Genomic DNA, 20,010 nt, shown 5'->3' with positions numbered 1-20,010 from the left:
TGGGCTGAAGAAGGCGCTCGCCGAACGGGCGCTGAATGCCGAGATGGATCACCATCTTTCCGGCGAGAACGGCGCTGGAAACGGCCGCAATGGCTACGGCAAGAAGACGGTGACGACCGACAGCGGCAAGTTCGAACTAGCCGTGCCGCGGGACCGGCAGTCGAGCTTTGACCCGCAGCTCATCGCCGAATACCAGCGCCGCTTCCCGGGCTTCGACGAGAAGGTCATCTCGATGTACGCCCGGGGCATGAGCAACCGGGAGATTGTCGGCCATCTCCACGATCTCTACGGCGTGGACGTCTCGCCGGACCTGATCTCGGCCGTGACGGATGCCGTTCTGGAGGAGGTTGCCGCCTGGCAGGCCCGGCCGCTCGAGCCGGTCTATCCCCTTGTCTTCTTTGACGCGATTCGCGTGAAGATCCGAGATGAGGGCTTCGTTCGCAACAAGGCTGTCCATATCGCCCTCGGCGTGCGCGCCGACGGCACGAAGGAGATCCTTGGTCTCTGGCTGGAGCAGAACGAAGGCGCCAAGTTCTGGCTCAAGGTCATGAACGAGATGAAGAACCGGGGCGTTGAGGACGTTCTCCTCGCTGTCGTCGATGGTCTCAAGGGCTTTCCCGAGGCGATCACCGCGGTCTTTCCTGAGACGACGGTCCAGACCTGCATCGTCCCTCTGCTGCGCCACAGCCTCGACTTCACCTCCTACAAGGACCGCAAGGCTGTTGCGGCCGCGGTGAAGGAAATCTACCGGGCCACCGACGCCGGCGCGGCCGAGAAAGCGTTGGCAGCCTTCGAGGAGAGCGAATGGGGTCAGAAATACAAAGCCATCGGCCAGAGCTGGCGTCGGGCCTGGGCCGAGGTCGTCCAGTTCTTCGCCTTCCCTGAGGAAGTTCGCAAAATCGTCTACACGACGAACGCTATCGAAGCACTCAACTCCAAGCTTCGCCGGGCCGTCCGCGCCCGCGGCCACTTCCCGAGCGACGACGCGGCCATGAAGCTGCTCTTTCTCGTCTTGAACCGGGCCGAGAAGGCGTGGAAGATGGCGCCACGTGAGTGGGCGATGGCCAAGGCGCAATTCGCCATAATCTACGGCGAGCGCTTCACACGGGCCATGGCCTGACAATGTTCAAACGCCCGCCCACACACGGAATTCCCGACAGTCCCCCGCCTAGTTTTCAACCGCCTGAAATCTTTGTGCTTTGTCAGACAACTCCGCTACACGTGGACCAGCCCGATGGACCCGTCAAGGATGGCCTGCCCCGAATGGCCGGTCCATTTTCAATCTTGATCCAGGGTCGGCCTTGACGACACGGTCGGACGGTCCGGGGCATCTCGACCGGCATCGCCTACGACCAGGACGATTCCTCCGCGCTCCTGCAGAACACGACGCCATCCTTCCGGTGGATCCGCCTTGCCCAGCGCATCCCGCTGGAGATCGCCATCGGCGAGACCACGAAGACGCCGCTGATCAACGGCGCGACGGCATCAGTCATCGTCGAACTGCCCGACGACCGCCAGCAGGATCCGTGGTGGCAGCGTGTCGTCTCTGCCTTGCGATGACTGGGGCCCTGTCCATATCCCTCAGTCCAATCCATAAAAGCAGACGTCACCCAATGAACCTCCGCAAAGCCGCCTCGACGCTCCTTCCGCTGGCGACGTTGCTCGCCCTCGGCCTCTCCTTGCCGGTGACTGCCTCTAACGAAGAGAGCTGGCAGAAGATGTCCGCCGCCGCGAAGAAGGCCTGCATCGAGGCTTCGGGCCTCGCCAAGGCGAAGGCGTCGGAGCCGGTCGTCTTCAGCGACGACGTCGGCTATATCGCCTTGCTCGTCGCGGGCGCCTATCCGCAGAAGCCCATGAAGGGCCAGAAAGGTCGGATGCTCTGGCTCTTCGAGCGCTCGACCGGCAAGGCCAGCGCCGAGGAGGCCGCCGGCTGGCGCTGGTGATCGATCCGGCGCCAGTTGGCTGACCTGACATGGCGACAGCCCAGTCTGGGGACAGCCGCCTATCCGTCCAGCTTTCTCTGATCGTCGACCACCTTGCCGTCATTGGGCAAGCTTCCCGGCGCGGCGAAGACCACGTCCCCCCTGACGCGGCACTCGGCGCGCAGCGCCTCGGCAAGCTTGTGAGCGAGCCCCTCCGGCGGGCCGTCGCATTCGACATGCAGCGCGAGCTTGTCGTGGCCGCCCTCTTCCGTGACGACGAGCCGCGCGCGGCCGAGTTCACCATGCGGTTTCACGACCCGGGCAACCTGGGCGGGATGGACGAACATGCCGCGCACCTTCGTCGTCTGATCCGCGCGGCCCATCCAGCCTTTCAGCCGCAGCCCGGTTCGCCCGCAGGGCGAAGGCTCCGTCATCATCGCCGACATGTCGCCGGTGGCAAATCGAAGCAGCGGATAGAGCGGGTTGAAGGTGGTGACCACCACCTCGCCGACCTCGCCCGGCTCCACCGGTTCGCCGGTGCCCGGGCGCACGATCTCCACGAGGACGTTCTCCTCGATCACCATGCCGTCCGACGGGCCCGCCGTCTCATAGGCGATGAGGCCGAGTTCGGCCGTCGCATAGCATTGGCGGATGGCAATGCCCCGCTCGGAATACCAGGCCCTCAGATTGGGAAAGAGCGGCCCACCGGTGACCAGCGCCGTCCTGAGGCTGGCGGTGTCGGCGCCGCTGTCGTCGCCGCGCTCGAGAATGGTCTTGAGGAAATCTGGCGTTCCCACATAGGCGGTGAGGCGCAGCCGCTCGATGGCCGCCACCTGCTGTTCGGTATTGCCGACGCCGCCGGGAAACACCACCGCTCCCACCGCCGCAGCGGCATGATCGAACATCACACCCGCCGGGGTCAGATGATAGGCGAAGGCGTTGAGAACCCGGTCATTCCTGCCGATACCGGCCGCATGAAGCGCCCGGCCCATGCGCCAATGTTCCTCGTCGCCTTCCGGCTCGACGATCGGACCGGGGGAGAGATAGAGCCGGCGGAACGCGCCCGGCTCCCTGGTGGCGAGGCCGCCGAGCGGCGGGTCCTGCTCCTGCAGGGCCGGTAGGTCGGATTTGCGCAGGATCGGCAGCGCCGCGAGGGCCGCGCGATCGGTGATTGAGGCCGGATCGACCCCGTCGAGCGTTCGGGCATAAGTCGGCGCATTCGCAGCCGCGTGGGCGAGCTGACGCCGCAGCGCATCGAAGAGATCAGCCTCCCGCGCCTCGCGTGAGCGGGATTCAAGGTCGTCGAAGAAATCGGTCATAGGTCGCCTTCCTCTCTTGCCGTCGCTCAAAGCCAGCGCTTGCGGCGGCGGAAGCTCTTCACGTTGCGAAACGAGCGGCGCTCGCCGCCGCCGAGATAGAACTCCTTGACGTCCTCGTTCTCGACGAGTTCGGCCCCGGTGCCGTCGAGGACGATCTTGCCGCTTTCGATGATGTAGCCGTAATCGGCGACCTTCAGCGCCATGTTGGCATTCTGCTCGACGAGCAGGATGGTGATCCCCAATTCCTCGTTCAGCCGGCGGATGATGCCGAACACCTCCTTCACCAGAAGCGGCGACAGGCCCATCGAGGGCTCGTCCATCATGATCAGCCGGGGCTTGGCCATCATCGCGCGGCCGATCGCCAGCATCTGCTGTTCGCCGCCGGAGAGATAGCCCGCGAGACCGGTGCGCTCCTTCAATCGCGGAAAGAAGCGATAGACCTCGGCGATCTCGGCCTCGATGTCGGCATGGCGACGGGAAAACGCGCCGAGCCGCAGATTGTCGCGGATGGTCATGTCCTGGACGATGCCGCGGCCTTCCATGACGAGGAAGATCCCGTCCCGAACCTTCTTGTCGGGAGGCATTCTGGTGACGTCCGCCCCCTCGTAGGACACCGTCCCGCGGGTGATCTCGCCATCCTCGGTCTTGAGCAGGCCGGCGATGGCTTTCAGGGTGGTCGACTTGCCGGCGCCGTTGGCGCCGAGCAGGGCGGTGATCTCGCCGCGCCTGGCCCGAAGCGACATGCCGCGCAGGACCAGGATCACATCGTTGAAGACCACCTCGACATTGTTGAGCTCGAGCAGCGGCTGGCTGTCGCTCCCGGCCTTCTCGGACGGCCTCGCGGTGTCGGCAGTGAGGGTCATCGGACTTCGACTCGCGGCTCGATTTTGGATGAGGGCCGACCGACCATCGCGGCCGGCCGGCGGTTCATGTGGGGCTTAGCGCTTACTGTCCGAGCCATTCCTCGCGGCGCGGCACGTCGATCTCGGCGATCTCCTCGATGACCGCCTTGCCGTCGGTGAAGGAGCCGGAGTTGATCGCCACCCTGAGAAGGCCGCGATGGTCCTCCGGAGTCCATGTCGAGGGCGAGCAGACGCCCTCGAGCCCTTCCGGCACCCAGTCGGTCTTCTGATACATGCCGTCACGGATGTTCTTGCCGGTGATGCCGCCATTGGCCTTGGCCCACTGCATGGCTTCCTTCATGTAGTAGGCCGAGCAGATGCCGCGCAGATAATGGTGGGTCGGCCGGTCGCCGACCTGGCCGCCGCCATTCTCGAGGATCTTCTTGACCAGCGCCATGCCCGGCACGTCGGCCCCGTAGAAGGGCGTCGAGGACGGGAAGATCAGGTTCTGCGCCTCGGCCGCTTCCACGGTCTGATAGTCGCCGGCCCAGGGATTGCCCATGTAGGTCGCCTCGACGCCGACCGTGTTGCAGCTCTTGATCATCGACACGACCGAACCGCCGAGATTGCCCATATAGACATATTGGGCGCCGGAATCCTTGATCGTCAGGCACTGTGCCTTGAAGTCGCCCGGCGCGAGCGGAACGACGACCGGCTGGGCGACGGTGAAGCCCAGTTCCTCGGCATAGGACGCGCAGGCCTCCTTCGGCGCATTGGGATAAGGATGGTTGTCGCCGGTGTGGACGAAGGTCGGGTTCTCGGTCCCCTTCCCCTTGGCGTCCTCGGCGGCCCACTGGACCAGCGCCCGGCAGGCGTCGGAATAGGACGGGCCGTAGAAGAAATTGAAGGGCGCCGGTGCCTTGGTGTTCGCGTTCTTGCCCTGCGGGTCGGTCAGATGCGCCGAATAGGAGCCGGAGATCGTCGGGATCTCGGCGCGCGCGACGAAGGAGATCAGCGCCTCCGTGTCGGCCGTACCCCAGCCCTGCAGGGCGACCATGTCGTTGCCGACCCATTTCTTGAACTGGGCGATCGCCTCGGGAACCTTGTAGGCGTAGTCGACGGTGTCGAGCTCGACCATCGTGCCGTCGATGCCGCCATCGGCGTTGATCTGCTTGAAGGCGTCGGCGACGCCCGGGCCATACTGCTTGCCGACGAAGGACGTCGCGCCGGTGTAATCGGCGAGATGGCCGACGAGGACGCTGTCATCCTGGGCGATTGCCGGCGCGCCGGCGATGATGGTGGTGGCCGCGAGCGCAGCCGTCAGGGTCAGTCTGTGGAGCTTTGGCATTGTCGAATTCCTCCCATTCGCGGACTTTCCGGTGGCTCGAGATGCTGGCGGTGCCGCGAAGACCGCCGTCATCGGTTGAAGTGCGCCGGCCCGCCCTCCCCGGCGGTCCGGCCACGGCTCAATGCGAGAAGGGAAACAGTTTCCAGCTCGCGCGCGTCATGCGCCAGCGATGGACGAGTCCCTCCGGTTCGAGAACGAGAAACAGGATGATCGCCGCACCGACGCTCATCTGCTTGATGTAGGCCGTGCCCTGCGCGATGGCCGGGACGACGGTCGCCACGCCATTGGCAAAAACCTCCATCGCCTGGGGCAGAAGCAGGATGAAGGCCGCACCCAGAAGCGATCCCGACACCGAGCCGAGCCCGCCGATGATGATCATCGCCAGGAACTCGATCGACAGAAGGATGGTGAAGCCTTCCGCCGAGACGAAGCCGAGATAATGGCCGTAGAGTGCCCCGCCGATGCCGGCGAAGAAGGACGAGATGCCGAAGGACAGGATGCGGTATCGCGTCAGATTGATGCCCATGATCTCGGCCGAGAGATAATGGTCGCGCACCGCCACCAGCGCCCGCCCGTCCCGCGTGCGGGCGAGATTGGCGACGGCGACGAAGGCGATGACCACCCAGAACAGGACGAGATAGAGATAGCGCGCGTCGCTGTTGAGCTGGAAGCCGAAGACGCTCGCGGTCTCGGCCAGCGACCCGGAGGTGCCGCCGGTGAACCAGTCGGCGCGGGCGAAGAAGTCCTGCAGGATGTACTGCGAGGCGAGCGTCGCAATGGCGAGATAGAGCCCCTTCAGCCGCGCCGCCGGAATGCCGAAGATCATGCCGACGGCCATGGTCATGAGCCCGGCAAGCGGGATCGCGATCAGGACCGGAACGCCGTTGCCGGAAATCCAGGCCGAGGCGAAGGCCCCGAAGCCGAAGAAGGCGCCGTGGCCGAGCGAGATCTGGCCGGTCATGCCGGTCAGGACGTTCAGCCCCAGGGCGGCGATGCCGTAGATGCCGATCAGGATGAGCTGTGACAGCACATAGCCGCCGAAGACCAGCGGGCAGAGCGCCACCAGGACGACGCCGGCCAGAACCGCCATCGTCTCGTTGCGGGTGCGGAAGAGCGTCCGGTCGGCGGCGTAGGTCGCGCGGAAATCGCCGGTGGGTCTTGGATTGGGAACATGCGCCACGGTGTTACACTCGCTCGATGTCGGGCGTGCCGAGCAGGCCGTAGGGTTTGATCATCAGGATGATGAGCAAGACGTAGAAGGGCGCCACCGAATACATGTTGCCGATATGGAGGTACTGGCCGTCGACGAACTCGGCGAGGTTTTCCAGAATGCCGATGGTCAGCCCGCCGATGATCGCGCCGACGATCGAATCAAGCCCGCCCACGATGACCGCCGGAAACACCTTGATGCCGATGATGGCGAGCGAGTTCGACACCGCGGAGACAAGGCCGATGACGACGCCGGCAATGCCGGAAACGACGGCCGAGATGGCCCAGGCCATGGCAAAGACCCGGCCCACCGAAATGCCGAGCGACTGGGCGATCTGCTGGTTATAGGCCGTCGCACGCATGGCGAGGCCCCAGCGCGAAACCTGGAAGAACCAGAAGAACAGGCCCATGACGACGAGCGACAGGACGAAGCTCATCAGATAGGCCGTCTCGACGTTGAGCCCGGCGATCTCCACCGTCCCCTGATCGAAGACCTGTGGGAACCGCACGGCGTTGTTGCCGAAGATCCAGTTCATCGTCGCCTGCATGAAGATCGACAGGCCGATGGTCGCCATGATCACCGAGATCACCGGCTCGCCGAGGAGCGGGCGCAGAAGCACGACCTGCACGAGGATGCCGAACACCATCATGAAAACGAGCGAGAACAGGAAGGCGAGCCAGAAAGGCAGGCCCATGTTCACGACGAGGGCGAGGCAGACCCAGGCGCCGAGGACGACGAATTCGCCCTGTGCGAAGTTCACCACCTGGGTCGATTTGTAGATCAGCACGAAGCACATGGCGACGATGCCGTAGAGCATGCCGACGATGACGCCGTTGACCAGAAGCTGGATGAGAAGAGAGGTGTTCATGCCGCCTGGCTCTCCGTCTTTTGGGTGTCGGGTGCGTTGTCGAGGGTTTCGATCGCAAGGGTCGTCAGCACCCGCTGCTTCGAGCCGTCCTGGAAGTGGATGACGGTGTCGATGTCGACATGATCGGCACCGGAATAGATCCGCGCGATGATGTCCTCGTACTTCTCCGCGATGACGCCGCGCCGGACCTTCTTGGTGCGGGTCAGTTCGCCGTCGTCGGCGTCGAGCTCCTTGTAGAGGAGGACGAATTTGGTGATGCGCTGCTGCGCCGGGAGCGTGGCGTTGACGCGCTCGACCTCCTCGCGCAGCAGAGCATAGACTTCCGGCCGCGAGGCGAGGTCGGAGTAGGTGGTGAAGGAGATCCGCCGCTCCTCGGCCCATTTGGCGACGATCGGATAGCGGATGCAGATCATCGCGCCGAGATAGGGCCGGTCCTTGCCCAGGATCACGGCCTCGGCGACATAGGTCGAGAATTTCAGCTTGTTCTCGATGAATTGCGGGGAGAAGCGGACACGGCGCGAGGTCTCCGCCAGATCCTTGATCCGGTCGATCACCACGAGATGGCCCTTCTCGGTCAGATAGCCGGCATCGCCGGTCTGGAACCAGCCATCTTCGGAGAAGGTCTCCTTCGAAGCTTCGGCGTTGCGGTAATAGCCGCTCATCATGTTCGGATGGCGCACGAGCACCTCGCCGAGCCCTTCGGGATCAGGATCGCGGATCGACAGCGTCACCCCCGGCATCGGAAAGCCGACCGTCTCATAGTCGACATGTCCGGCTTGGTGGATCGTGTGGGCGCCGAGCGCTTCGGTCTGGCCATAGAGCTGCTTCAGCGGCAGGCCCATGGCCTGGAAGAAGCGGAACGTGTCCGGCCCCATGGCGGCGCCGCCGGTGGCGGCCGATTTCAGCCGCGAAAAGCCGAGCCTGTCCCGCAAATGACGAAACAAGCCCCATTCTGCGGCGCCGTCGCGCTCACCCTTTTCCATCGCCGCCATGCCGCGGGCGACACCCCAATTGTAGATCCGGCGCTTCCAGGGCGAGGCATCCATGATGCGGGCTCTGATGTCGGCCGCAACGCCCTCCCAGGCGCGCGGTGACAGGAGCACGAAGGTCGGGCCGATCTCGCGCAGATCGGCCATCATCGTGCGCTCCTCCTCGGGAAAATTGATCTTCATCCGGGCGAGGAAGTTCCAACCGACCGAATACATCTGCTCCATCACCCAGGAGAGCGGGAGGACCGCGACATATTCGTCCTCGGGTCCGCGCGGGTCGGCTCTGAGATACGTCGCGGCATGGCCGATGAAGGCGTCGCCCGTCCATTCGGCGAGCTTGGGGCTCGAGGTCGTGCCCGAGGTGGTGCAGAGGATCGCGACATCGGCGCCATCGGTCGCCTCGACCATGCGCGTCCACAGGCCCGCATCCTTTTGAAGCGCGCGTCGTCCGCGCTCCTCGAGGTCCGCGATCGCGATCAGCCGCGGATCGTCATATTTTCGCATGCCGCGCGCGTCGGTATAGACGATCGCCACGACGCTCGGGAGCGCATCGCCGAGATTGAGCAGCTTGTCGACCTGCTCCTCGTCCTCGGCGACGATCACCTTGGGATGGGCGTGGCCGGCGAGATAGCGGATTTCCTCTTCCAGCGCGTCGCGATACACACCGAGGCTCATCGCCCTGCAGGCATGGGCGGCGACCTCGCCCCACACCCATTCCGGCCGGTTGTCGCCGATCAGCGCCACGACGTCCCCCGCGCCGACGCCGAGTTCGGCAAAGGCGGCGGCCATGCGCGAGATATGGCCCTCGACCTCTTCCCAGGTGTAGCTGATCCAGATGCCGAATTCCTTCTCGCGCTGGGCGACGAGACGGGGATGGCGCTCGGCATTGTAACGCAGCAGCTTCGGCAGCGTCTTCAGCTGCGCCGCTTCCTTCAGTTCGGGCGCAGTGTCCGGCCAGCCGATCGCCTCGCCGCTGATTTCGATCCGACGCTCCGTCATGCCACGGCCTCCGCTTCGTCGGCGGCGAGCGCGTCGAGCATCTCGTCGTCCTCCCCGAGATAGGCTTTCTTCACATGCTCGTCGGCCAGCACCTCTTCGGGGCTTCCGGCGGCGATGACGCGGCCGAAATCGAGCACCGCGACCCGGTCCGACAGGTCCATCACCACGCCCATGTCATGCTCGATCATCATGATCGTCATGTCGAATTCCTCACGCAGCACGATGATGAAGCGGGCCATGTCCTCCTTTTCTTCCAGATTCATGCCGGCCATCGGCTCGTCGAGGAGGATCAGTTCGGGCTCGATCGCAATCGCCCGGGCAAGCTCCACCCGCTTGCGCAGGCCGTAGGACAGGATGCCCGCCGGCTCGTTGCGCACATGCTGGATTTCGAGGAAGTCGATGATCGTCTCGACGAAGCGGCGCTCCTTGAGTTCCTCGCGCCGCGCGCCGCCGACCCAATAGAACATGCCGGTGACGAAGTTGTTCTTCATCCGGTGGTGGCGGCCGACGAGAATGTTGTCGAGCACGCTCATATGGCCGAACAAAGCGAGGTTCTGAAACGTCCGTCCAATGCCGAGACGGGCCCGGTCATTGATCGAATGCTTGAGAAGATCGCCACCCTGCCAGGAAATGCCGCCGCTCGTCGGGCGATAGCGGCCCGAGATACAGTTCAGCATCGACGTCTTGCCGGCGCCGTTCGGCCCGATCAGCGAAAAGAGCTCGCCCTTTCGCACGTCGAACGACACGTTGCTCAACGCCTTGACTCCGCCAAAGCGCACCGACACGTCGTCGACCTTCAGGATCACACTGCCTCGATCCGCCAAAAACGCTCCTCCCTTTGGCGTTGTCCGCCGGCTCGGGGCCTCCCTGCCCTTTTGCCGGCGGTTATTCGTTCCGCGTCCGTCACCGGACGTCTCGAACCCTTCTCACACCGCGCCTTTTCGCCAGCCGGTCGCCGGCCCGTCGTCATTCGCCATCACCTGCTGCGCCGCTCCAGAAAGGCCGCGATGCCGGACCGTGCCTCCTCGGTTTCCCATGTGTCGGCGAGCGCTCGCGCGGTCCGCTCCACCACCGCTTCGTCGATGACCGGCCCGAGCGCGCGAAGCAGCGCTTTCGAACGACCTACCGCTGACGCCATGCATTCGAGATACGGGGCGATTTCCGCTTCCACCGCCGCATCGAGGACGTCGTCGGCGACTGCTCGTCCGATGAGCCCGAGCGAAACCGCCTCCTCCGCATCGAACATCCGCGCCGACATGAACACCTGCCGCGCCCGCGCCTCCCCCATCCGCGCCGCGACGAAAGGCGAGATCGTCGCCGGGATGAGGCCGAGCTTGACTTCGGTGAAGGCAAACCGCGCGCCCTGGCTCGCCACCGCGACGTCGCAGACCGAGATCAGCCCGAGCCCCCCGCCGAAGGCCTGACCGTTGATGCGACCGATCAGCGGCTTCGGCATTTCGTTGAGGGCCTTCAGCATGAGGGCAAGCGCCGTCGCCTCGGCGATGCGCTCCGCCCGGCTCGCGTCGAACTGCGCCTTCATCCAGTTGAGGTCGGCGCCGGCCGAAAAACTCTTGCCCTCTCCGGTGAGGACGACAGCGCGAACCGAGCCGTCCTCGCCGAGCGCCACGGCCGCCCTGGCAAGCTCGCCGATCATCGCCGCGTTCATGGCGTTGTGCCGCTCGGGCCGGGCGAGGGTCAGCGTCACGACGCCGCGCTCGTCCCGCTCGATCCGGATCGTCGAATAGCCGCTCATGGCGCGCCTTCCGCGATGGCGGCCGGGCTTAAGGCCGCGCGATCCTGTGACCGCAGCGCCCTTGCGAAGGAGACGGCATCCTCCAGGGCCTCCCGGTCGAGGCCGGTGCGATAGCCTTTGTCTGTCAGGAAGGCGTCGACGGCTTCGGTCGCCACATTGCCCTTCGCCCCCGGCGCATAGGGACAGCCGCCGAGACCGGCTGCCGCCGCGTCGAACACCCGAAGACCGAAGCCGAGACTCGCCTCGATATTGAGCAGCGCCCGGCCGGCCGTGTCGTGGAAATGCCCGGCGAGTCGCTCGGCCGGCACCACGGCGCAAACCGCCTCCAGCATGGCGGCGATTGTCTCGGGCGTTGCCCGGCCCAGCGTGTCGCCGAGCGAGATTTCATGGCAGCCCATGGCATCGAGCGCCGCCGCGACGCTCGCCACCGAACCCGGCTCGACCGGGCCGTCATAGGGACAGTCGGTGACGCAGGAGACATAGCCGCGAACCGGAATGCCCGCGTCCTTCGCCGCCTTCAGCACCGGCGCGAAACGATCGAGGCTCTCGGCGATCGAGCAGTTGATGTTTTTGCGGCTGAAACCTTCCGATGCCGAAGCGAAGACGGCGACCGCGTCGGCTTTGGCAGTCAGGGCGGCTTCCAAGCCTTTCATATTGGGCGTCAGCACCGAATAGGCACAGCCGGGCCGGCGCGAGATGCCGTCCATCACCGCCGCCGCATCGGCCATTTGCGGCACCCATTTCGGCGACACGAAGCTCGTCGCCTCGATGCGGGTGAAGCCGCAGGCCGAAAGCTTGTCGATGAGGGCGATCTTGTCGGCGGTCGCGATCTCACCCGCCTCGTTCTGAAGCCCGTCGCGCGGCGCCATTTCCACGATCGTCACGCTCTCTTTCGAAGGCTGCCGCATCATGCCTCCTCCTCGAGCGTCACCAGAACGGCGCCGTCTTCCACCTGGTCGCCCTCGCAAACCAGGATTTCGGCGATCGTCCCGTCGCGGGGGGCTTTCAGCGTATGCTCCATCTTCATCGCTTCCAGAACGACCAGCGGCGCGCCGGCCGCCACCCGCGCGCCGGCCGCGAGCGTGAGCTTGCCGATCGTGCCCGGCATCGGGGCGACGACGCGGTCCGAGGTGGCGGTCTCTTCGGCGGCAGCGGACGGGCGATAGAACGGCAGGACATGGGTCGCGCCGTCCGAAAAGACGCTCACCGCATCGCGCGAAACCAGAAGATGATGCGTCGCCTGCCAACCGTCGACGCTCACCCGCAAGGTGATCGCGCCGGTCTCGGCGCATCGATTGACGCTCGTCACGGCGATGTCGACGCCCGCTTCTGGCCTCTGCGCCGGCGCAACGTGATAGGCGCTGCCGCCGAGATCGGTGACAACCATATCAATGCGCTCGCCCGCTTCCATGAAGCGGACCGCCTGCCGCGCCCGGCCCCAGGCGCGGAAGCCGGAAAGTCGGGCGAAGGGGCCGTCATCCCCGCCGTTTTGCGCCGCATCGCCAAGGTGATGGGCCAGGGCGGCCAGCGCACGGGTCACGTCGTCCGGCTCGGCCTGTGCGGTCAGCGCGTCGGCATCCCGGTCGATGAGCCCCGTATCGATGGCTCCGGCGGCAAAGCCCTCATGCTCGGCGAGGCGCTTGAGGAAGCCCGCATTGGTCGTCAGCCCGGCAAGACGCAGATCGCCGAGAGCCCTCGCGAGCCGCTTCAGCGCGGCGGGACGATCCGGGCCATGGACGATCAGCTTGGCGAGCATCGGATCGTAATGGGGCGTCACCCGGTCGCCTTGCCGGACGCCGGTATCGATCCGCAATCCCGCTTTGGCCTGCGGCCATTCGAGATAGGTGATCCGGCCCGTCGCCGGCAGGAAGCCCTTGGCCGGGTCTTCCGCGTAGAGGCGGGCCTCGAAGGCGTGGCCGTCGATTTGAAGGTCACCTTGCGTGAAGGGCAGCGCCTCGCCGCTGGCGACGCGGAGCTGAAGCTCGACGAGGTCGAGCCCGGTGATCGCCTCGGTCACCGGATGTTCGACCTGCAGCCGCGTATTCATCTCCATGAAGTAGAAGCGGTCGGGCCTCAGGCCCTGCGAGGCGTCGACGATGAATTCCACCGTGCCGGCGCCCGCATAGCCGATGGCCGCAGCCGCCTTCACCGCCGCCTCGCCCATGGCGGCGCGCATCTCGTCCGTCATGCCGGGGGCCGGCGCTTCCTCGATCACCTTCTGGTGCCGGCGCTGGAGCGAGCAGTCCCGCTCGAAGAGATGGACGACGTTGCCGTGCGCGTCGCCGAAGACCTGGATTTCGATGTGGCGGGGCGTCGCGACGAACGTTTCGATCAGGCAGCGCGGATCGCCGAAGGCGGCTTTCGCCTCGCGCTGCGCGCCTTCGAGGGCCCTTCCGAATTCCGCCGGATCGTCGACCCGGCGCATGCCCTTGCCGCCGCCGCCGGCGCGCGCCTTGATCAGCACCGGATAGCCGATGCGCTCGGCCTCGCCCTTGAGAAACGCCGGGTCCTGCTCGACCCCGTGATAGCCGGGAACGACGGGAACGCCCGCCTCCTGCATCAACCGCTTGGCGGCGTCCTTCAGCCCCATGGCGCGGATCGCGCTCGCCGATGGCCCGACGAAGATCAGCCCGGCCGCGGCGACCGCCTCGACGAAATCCGGATTCTCCGACAGGAAGCCGTAGCCGGGATGGATCGCGTCCGCCCCGCAGCGTTTCGCCGCGGCGATGATCGCATCGCCCTTCAGATAGCTCTCCGCCACCGCCGCCGGCCCGATCAGCACCGCCTCGTCCGCCATCGCCACATGCATCGCCCCTGCGTCGGCCTGCGAATAGACCGCGACCGTTCTCACCCCGAGCCGTCTGGCGGTGTGGATGATCCGGCAGGCGATCTCGCCGCGATTGGCAATGAGGAGGCTGTCGATCATCATGGCTCTCCTCACATCCGAAACAGACCGAAGCGCGTGTCTTCGATCGGTGCGTTGAGGCTGGCAGCCAGCGACAGGCCGAGAATCTGCCGGCTCCGGCGCGGATCGACGATGCCGTCGTCCCAAAGCCGCGCCGAGGCGTAGAGCGGATGGCTCTGGCGGGTGAACATCTCCTCCGTCGGCTTGCGGAACGTCTCTTCCTCTTCCGCGCTCCAGTCCTGGCCGCGTTTTTCCATCGCCTGGCGCTTGACGATGGCCAGCGTCTTCGCCGCCTGCTCGCCGCCCATCACCGCGATGCGGCTGTTCGGCCAGCTCCACAGGAAGCGGGGCGAATAAGCCCGGCCGCACATGCCGTAATTGCCGGCGCCGTATGAGCCGCCGATCAGCATGGTGATCTTCGGCACGGCCGTGGTCGAGACCGCCGTCACCAGCTTGGCCCCGTTCTTGGCGATGCCGCCGGCCTCATATTTGCGCCCGACCATGAAGCCGGTGACATTCTGCAGGAAGACGAGTGGAATCTTGCGCTGGGAGCAGAGCTCGACGAAATGCGCCGCCTTCACCGCGCTTTCCGAAAAGATGACGCCGTTGTTGGCGACGATGCCGACCGGGATTCCGTAAATATGGGCAAAGCCGCAGACGATGGTCGTGCCGTAGCGCGCCTTGAACTCGTCGAAGCGCGAGCCGTCGACGAGCCGGGCTATCACCTCGCGCACGTCATAGGGCGTCTTCGGGTCGGCCGGCACGATGCCGAGGATTTCTTCCGGATCATAAGCCGGCTCTTCCGGCGCCCGCCGCGCGATCTTCGCCGGTTCCGCGCGGCCGAGATTTCCCACGATGTCGCGCGCCAGCTCCAGCGCATGGAGATCGTCTTGGGCAAGATGATCCGCAACGCCGGAGAGCCGGGTGTGGACGTCGCCGCCGCCAAGATCTTCCGCCGCGACGTCCTCGCCGGTCGCCGCCTTGACGAGCGGCGGGCCGGCCAGAAAGATCGTGCCCTGATCCTTGACGATGATGGTCTCGTCGCTCATCGCCGGCACATAGGCGCCGCCGGCGGTGCAGGATCCCATGACGACGGCGATCTGGGCGATGCCCTTGGCGCTCATCTGCGCCTGGTTGAAGAAGATGCGGCCGAAATGATCGCGGTCGGGAAACACCTCGTCCTGGTTCGGCAGGTTGGCGCCGCCGGAATCCACGAGATAGACGCAAGGCAGCCGGTTCGCCTCGGCGATCTCCTGGGCGCGCAGGTGCTTCTTGACCGTCAGCGGGAAATAGCTGCCGCCCTTCACCGTCGCGTCATTGGCGAGAACCATGACCTCGCGGCCGTTCACCCGGCCGATACCGGCGATCGCGCCGGCCGCCGGCACCTCGTCGCCATAAAGCCCATGCGCGGCGAAGAGGCCGATTTCGAGAAAGGGCGAACCGCGGTCGAGAAGCCCCTCCACCCGGTCGCGCGGCAGAAGCTTGCCCCGCGACAGATGCCGCTCGCGCGCCCGCTCACCGCCACCCGCCAGCGCCACATCGGCAGCCTCGCGCGCGACATCGAGCTGCGCCAGCATCGCCTTGCGGTTTTGCGCGAAGGCTTCGGAGCGGGGGGAGAGCGCGGAGGTCAGGACGGACATCCGCGCCTCCCGGTCTTCAACGAATGAGTTCGACGGACACGCCGAGATCGACGTTCAGCCAGGCCCGATCGGCACTCAGCGCCGGACACTCCTGCCGCCGCGCCAAAGCGAGGCATGCCCGGTCGGCGAAAGAAAACTGGTGCCGTCGGGTGATCGGCCGGAATGACGCGGCGAGAAGCGCCAATTCCAGATCGAAGGAAACGATGAGAAGAGGCAATCCTGTTATCGCCTCCTGCGCCACATCGCGCTCGAAACCACGATCTGTCAGCTTCGCGATCGCTTCCGAGACGTTCACTGTCAGGATCGCCGCATCCTTCAACGCCGCTTCGACAATCTCGCCACCGGGTTCTCCAAAAATCAGTGCCAGAACAGCAGAGCTGTCGAGGACGACTGTCATGGCTCGCCCGATTCTTCGCGCCGAGCCTCAGCGCGCCGCTCGGCAATGAGTTCGTCGACAGGTGAGCCGTCTCCCTTGTCGTGCCTCGCCACCAGGGCCCGAACCCGCTTGAGGGCAGCCGCCGGCGAGAGAATACGCAGTTCTCCGTCGACCACTTCAGCGGTGACGGCGCTCTCTCCGTGAAGACGCATCGCATCGCGCATCTCCGAGGGGATCGTGATGCGACCATCGCTTCCGACCGAGAGCCGCATTCGATCGACCGAGCCGAACTGCTTGGGCTGGTGGCCATGACGGGCATCATAGGCCTTCTTCCAATAGGCATATTGGGTGGCGGCCGTGTTGGGATTGCCGCCCTCGGCCGTATAAGTCTCGATCACCCTCTTGCGGTCGGCTCGCCGACCCAGGCGCTCGCTCAGCATATTTGCGATTTCCCAGACACGGCCCGTCTTGGAGTCCGGACGGCCGGGCTGAGATGGAAAAGTCCCGACAGCATTGGACATCGACATTCCCCATGTATGGATCCTGCCAAAATCTATACATGGTCGAAACACTCATCAAGCCGTCTCCGCGAACAGCTCGCGGCCGATCAGCATGCGCCGGATCTCGCTCGTCCCGGCGCCGATCTCGTAGAGCTTGGCGTCGCGCAGGAGGCGGCCGGTCGGATAGTCGTTGATGTAGCCGTTGCCGCCGAGCGCCTGGATCGCCTGCAACGCCATCTGCGTCGCGGCCTCTGCGGCATAGAGGATGCAGCCGGCGGCGTCCTTGCGGCTGACCTCGCCCCGGTCACAGGCGGCGGCGACGGCGTAGACATAGGACCGGCAGGCGTTGGTGGTGACATACATGTCGGCGAGTTTCGCCTGCATCAGCTGAAACTCGCCGATCGCCTGGCCGAACTGCTTGCGCTCGTGAACGTAAGGCACCACCACGTCGAGACAGGCGGCCATGATGCCGACCGGGCCCGCCGCGAGAACCACGCGTTCGTAATCGAGCCCGCTCATCAGCACTTTCACGCCGCCGCCCACCTCGCCGAGGACGTTCTCGTAGGGCACCTCGCAATCCTCGAAGACGAGCTCGCAGGTGTTGGAGCCGCGCATGCCGAGCTTGTCGAGTTTCTGGGCGGTGGAAAAGCCGGCTATCCCCTTCTCGATCAGAAAGGCGGTGATGCCGCGTGGGCCGGCTTGCGGATCGGTCTTGGCGTAGACGACGAGAGTGTCGGCGTCCGGCCCGTTGGTGATCCACATCTTGGTCCCGTTCAGAACGAAGCGGTCGTTCTTCGGCTCCGCCCGGAGCTTCATCGAGACGACGTCGGATCCGGCGCCGCTTTCGGACATCGCCAGCGACCCGACATGTTCGCCCGAGATCAGCTTCGGCAGGTATGTGCGCTTCTGCGCGTCGGTGCCGTTGCGGCGGATCTGGTTGACGCAGAGATTGGAATGGGCACCGTAGGACAGGCCGACCGAGGCGGAGGCCCGGGAAATCTCCTCGACGGCGACGCAATGGGCGACATAGCCGAGGCCCGATCCGCCGAACTCTTCCTCGACCGTGACGCCGAGAAGGCCGATCTCTCCCATCTCGCGCCAGAGCTCGTTCGGAAATTCGTTGGTGGCATCGATTTCGCCGGCTCGCGGAGCAATCCTCTCCTGGGCGAAGCGATGCACCATCTCTCGCAGCGCTCCGACCTCCTCGCCGAGCGCAAAACTCATTGTCTGGTCGAACATTGTCTTGCCTCCCACAAGAACACCGGCCGTTTTTCACGGCTGGCCTATTCAGCTTTTCTCGGTTTCCTCCACATCGAGGCTGCGCATGACCATTGCAGCATAGATATCCGCGACCTCTTCCCGGGTCAGCCGGCCGCCGTCGCGATACCAGGTGGTCACACCCGTCAGCATCGCGATCAGCCCCATCGCCTGGACCGGCACATCCGTAATCGCGAAAACGCCGAGCCTCTGCCCTGCCTCGAGGATTCGACGCAGACGCTCCTCATAGGCGCGACGGAGTTCCTTCAGGCGGGCAAGCCCGTCCGGCTCCAGGCTTCGCAGTTCCATGTATGCGATGAAGACGTCATCTGGCTGCGCCAGGTGGTAGAGCACGTGAAATCGCACGAACTGGGCGAGCCGCTGGCGAGGGTCACCCCCCTTCGGCACCGAGGCATCGAGCGCGACGAGAAGCGCACGCATATGCCCTTCCATCAGATGCACCAGAAGCGCCTGCTTGCTCCCGAAGTGATTGTAGATGCCGCCTTGGCGGATCCCGACCCGCTCGGCGATCTCGCGCATGGAAACGGCCGGATAGCCTCGCTCGGCGAACAGGCTGAGCGCGGCGCGCTCGATCGCCTGTTTCGTGCTGGCCTTCGGATGGCCGGAAATGATCGCCTCGCTCTTCTGCATCTGCTCTTCCAGTGCATGAACGATCATTCACTAGCGCAGACTTTCGCGCCACGCAATCCCTCAGCAAGAGTGCCCACGGCTGCGAACTCATATGACAGCATGTGGCGTGTCCGCGTCGGCCGATTCCATGGCGGTGGTTGATTCGAGGAGCCGCCGCGGCGAGCGTTTCTGCCGACGATTGGGGTCCGGAGTCCCGGCTTCGGGTTCTCCTGCAGAAGGATGGCGCCGGGCCGAGGCTGATCGCTCCGTATCGGTACCGGCAAGCCGCCGCCGATGTCGGTCGGCGGCGGCCTGCGATGGCTGCACCCTCGTTAGGCGGCCGTCTGCCCTGCCCGCCTCAAGGCTGCCACGAGCGCTTCCGCCGCCTCGGTGGAAGAGGCCGGGTTCTGTCCGGTGATGAGCTTGCCGTCCACCACCGTGTGGACGCCCCAGTCCTTGACCTTCGAGTACACGGCGCCGAGGCTGACGAGCTCGTCCGCGACCAGGAAGGGGACGACCTTGGTCAGGCCGACCGCCGCTTCCTCGCTGTTGGTGAAGCCGGTCACGCGGCGGCCATCGACGAAGGGCGAGCCATCGGCGTTCTTGACGCGGTGCAGGACGCCCGGAGCGTGACAGACCAGCGCGATCGTCTTGCCGGCCGCGACGAAGGATTCGATCAGGCGGATCGAAGCCTCGTCTTCCGCCAGATCCCACATCGGGCCGTGGCCACCGGGATAGAACACCGTGTCGAAGTCCGCCTGGTCGACGCTGTCGAGGCGCACGGTCGCGGCCAGCTGGGCATTGGCGTCCTTGTCGGAGGTGAAGCGCCGCGTCAGGTCGGTCTGGAACATCGGCTCGTCGCTCTTGGGGTCGAGCGGCGGCTGGCCGCCCTTGGGCGAGGCGAGCGTGATCTCGGCGCCCGCGTCCTTGAAGACGTAATAGGGTGCCGCGAGCTCTTCCAGCCAGAAGCCGGTCTTCTTGCCGGTGTCCCCGAGCCGGTCGTGGGACGTCAGGACCATGAGAACCTTCATCGTCGTCTCCTTTGATGATGCCGGGCGCCGATCGCCGGATCGGCCCGATCGCGATCGGCCGCATCGGCCTTTCGATGGGAGGAAGATGGGGCCGAAGGAGACATTCGAGAAATTTACTTGCTGGATTTCAGATATTCATGGAACCCATAACTCGATGAAGTACGATCTCAACCTGCTGCCCGTCCTCGTGGCTCTCATGGAGGAAAGGAGCGTCACCCGCGCCGCGAACCGGCTGGGCATGACGCAGCCGGCCCTCTCGAACGCGCTGAATCGCCTGCGCGAGACGCTCCGCGATCCGCTGTTCATCCGCGAACGATACGGCATCAGGCCGACCCAGCTCGCCGAGGAGATCACCCCGACCATCGAGGCCGCGCTGGCGCAGCTGGACGAGGTGATCGTCCAGCAGCAGGAATTCGACCCG

General features: G+C 65.4%; 19 protein-coding genes. 3 read left to right on the top strand and 16 right to left on the bottom strand.

Features of this window, described 5'->3' with window-relative positions; genetic code table 11:
* Nucleotides 1-1,120, top strand: a 1,120-nt coding sequence (locus ATO4_RS25965; protein ID WP_083594964.1) for an IS256 family transposase, incomplete at its 5' end; no start/stop codon positions are given.
* A 493-nt stretch (nt 1,121-1,613) separates the two neighbouring features.
* Complete coding sequence (locus ATO4_RS25960; RefSeq protein WP_083594963.1) at nt 1,614-1,943, top strand: hypothetical protein; 330 nt, start codon at nt 1,614-1,616, stop codon at nt 1,941-1,943.
* Nucleotides 1,944-2,002: 59 nt separating this feature from the next.
* On the opposite strand, the gene ATO4_RS25955 is transcribed toward ATO4_RS25960, so the two are convergent.
* The 16 genes from ATO4_RS25955 to ATO4_RS25880 all read right to left on the bottom strand — a co-directional run bounded on the left by ATO4_RS25955 (nt 2,003) and on the right by ATO4_RS25880 (nt 19,589).
* Nucleotides 2,003-3,241 (bottom strand): AMP-binding protein, encoded by a 1,239-nt coding sequence (locus tag ATO4_RS25955; RefSeq protein WP_083594961.1) that lies wholly within the window; start codon nt 3,239-3,241, stop codon nt 2,003-2,005.
* 26 nt (nt 3,242-3,267) lie between these two features.
* Entirely contained in the window at nt 3,268-4,104 is an 837-nt protein-coding gene (locus ATO4_RS25950) for an ABC transporter ATP-binding protein (protein ID WP_083594959.1), read from the bottom strand.
* Between the two features lie 82 nt (nt 4,105-4,186).
* Nucleotides 4,187-5,431, bottom strand: a complete 1,245-nt coding sequence (locus tag ATO4_RS25945) for an ABC transporter substrate-binding protein (RefSeq protein WP_083594957.1) — start codon at nt 5,429-5,431, stop codon at nt 4,187-4,189.
* A gap of 118 nt (nt 5,432-5,549) precedes the next feature.
* Nucleotides 5,550-6,611 carry a branched-chain amino acid ABC transporter permease gene (locus ATO4_RS25940; RefSeq protein ID WP_083594955.1) on the bottom strand — a complete coding sequence of 354 codons (1,062 nt, stop codon included), beginning with the start codon at nt 6,609-6,611 and terminating at the stop codon, nt 5,550-5,552.
* A gap of 4 nt (nt 6,612-6,615) precedes the next feature.
* Complete coding sequence (locus ATO4_RS25935; RefSeq protein WP_083594952.1) at nt 6,616-7,509, bottom strand: branched-chain amino acid ABC transporter permease; 894 nt, start codon at nt 7,507-7,509, stop codon at nt 6,616-6,618.
* Entirely contained in the window at nt 7,506-9,497 is a 1,992-nt protein-coding gene (locus ATO4_RS25930) for an AMP-binding protein (RefSeq protein ID WP_083594950.1), read from the bottom strand. The genes ATO4_RS25935 and ATO4_RS25930 overlap by 4 nt, the downstream gene beginning before the upstream one ends.
* Nucleotides 9,494-10,297: an ABC transporter ATP-binding protein gene (locus ATO4_RS25925; RefSeq protein ID WP_210191146.1), complete on the bottom strand. Its 804-nt coding sequence runs from the start codon at nt 10,295-10,297 to the stop codon at nt 9,494-9,496. The genes ATO4_RS25930 and ATO4_RS25925 overlap by 4 nt, the downstream gene beginning before the upstream one ends.
* A gap of 176 nt (nt 10,298-10,473) precedes the next feature.
* The gene (locus ATO4_RS25920; protein ID WP_083594947.1) at nt 10,474-11,250 is read right to left on the bottom strand and encodes a crotonase/enoyl-CoA hydratase family protein; all 777 of its coding nucleotides are present in this window, start codon (nt 11,248-11,250) and stop codon (nt 10,474-10,476) included.
* Nucleotides 11,247-12,158 carry a hydroxymethylglutaryl-CoA lyase gene (locus tag ATO4_RS25915; RefSeq protein ID WP_083594973.1) on the bottom strand — a complete coding sequence of 304 codons (912 nt, stop codon included), beginning with the start codon at nt 12,156-12,158 and terminating at the stop codon, nt 11,247-11,249. Before ATO4_RS25915 ends, ATO4_RS25920 begins: the two co-directional genes overlap by 4 nt.
* Nucleotides 12,158-14,176: an acetyl/propionyl/methylcrotonyl-CoA carboxylase subunit alpha gene (locus ATO4_RS25910; protein ID WP_083594970.1), complete on the bottom strand. Its 2,019-nt coding sequence runs from the start codon at nt 14,174-14,176 to the stop codon at nt 12,158-12,160. Before ATO4_RS25910 ends, ATO4_RS25915 begins: the two co-directional genes overlap by 1 nt.
* An 11-nt stretch (nt 14,177-14,187) precedes the next feature.
* Nucleotides 14,188-15,795, bottom strand: a complete 1,608-nt coding sequence (locus tag ATO4_RS25905) for a carboxyl transferase domain-containing protein (protein ID WP_083594945.1) — start codon at nt 15,793-15,795, stop codon at nt 14,188-14,190.
* A gap of 16 nt (nt 15,796-15,811) precedes the next feature.
* Nucleotides 15,812-16,192, bottom strand: a complete 381-nt coding sequence (locus ATO4_RS25900) for a type II toxin-antitoxin system VapC family toxin (RefSeq protein ID WP_083594943.1) — start codon at nt 16,190-16,192, stop codon at nt 15,812-15,814.
* Nucleotides 16,189-16,692 carry an AbrB/MazE/SpoVT family DNA-binding domain-containing protein gene (locus ATO4_RS28175; protein ID WP_210191145.1) on the bottom strand — a complete coding sequence of 168 codons (504 nt, stop codon included), beginning with the start codon at nt 16,690-16,692 and terminating at the stop codon, nt 16,189-16,191. Before ATO4_RS28175 ends, ATO4_RS25900 begins: the two co-directional genes overlap by 4 nt.
* Before the next feature lie 54 nt (nt 16,693-16,746).
* Nucleotides 16,747-17,910, bottom strand: coding sequence for an isovaleryl-CoA dehydrogenase (locus ATO4_RS25890; RefSeq protein WP_083594941.1), 1,164 nt, complete (start codon nt 17,908-17,910; stop codon nt 16,747-16,749).
* Nucleotides 17,911-17,958: 48 nt separating this feature from the next.
* On the bottom strand, nt 17,959-18,579 hold the full coding sequence (locus tag ATO4_RS25885; protein ID WP_083594966.1) for a TetR/AcrR family transcriptional regulator: 621 nt from the start codon (nt 18,577-18,579) through the stop codon (nt 17,959-17,961).
* A 311-nt stretch (nt 18,580-18,890) separates the two neighbouring features.
* Entirely contained in the window at nt 18,891-19,589 is a 699-nt protein-coding gene (locus ATO4_RS25880; protein ID WP_083594940.1) for a type 1 glutamine amidotransferase domain-containing protein, read from the bottom strand.
* A gap of 154 nt (nt 19,590-19,743) precedes the next feature.
* On the opposite strand from ATO4_RS25880, the gene ATO4_RS25875 reads away from it, so the two are divergent.
* On the top strand, nt 19,744-20,010 hold a 267-nt coding region (locus ATO4_RS25875), incomplete at its 3' end, for a LysR family transcriptional regulator (protein WP_139802710.1).

Source organism: Aurantimonas sp. 22II-16-19i (assembly GCF_002088275.1).
Lineage (GTDB): Bacteria > Pseudomonadota > Alphaproteobacteria > Rhizobiales > Rhizobiaceae > Jiella.
This window is presented reverse-complemented; position numbering and strand designations above follow the sequence as displayed.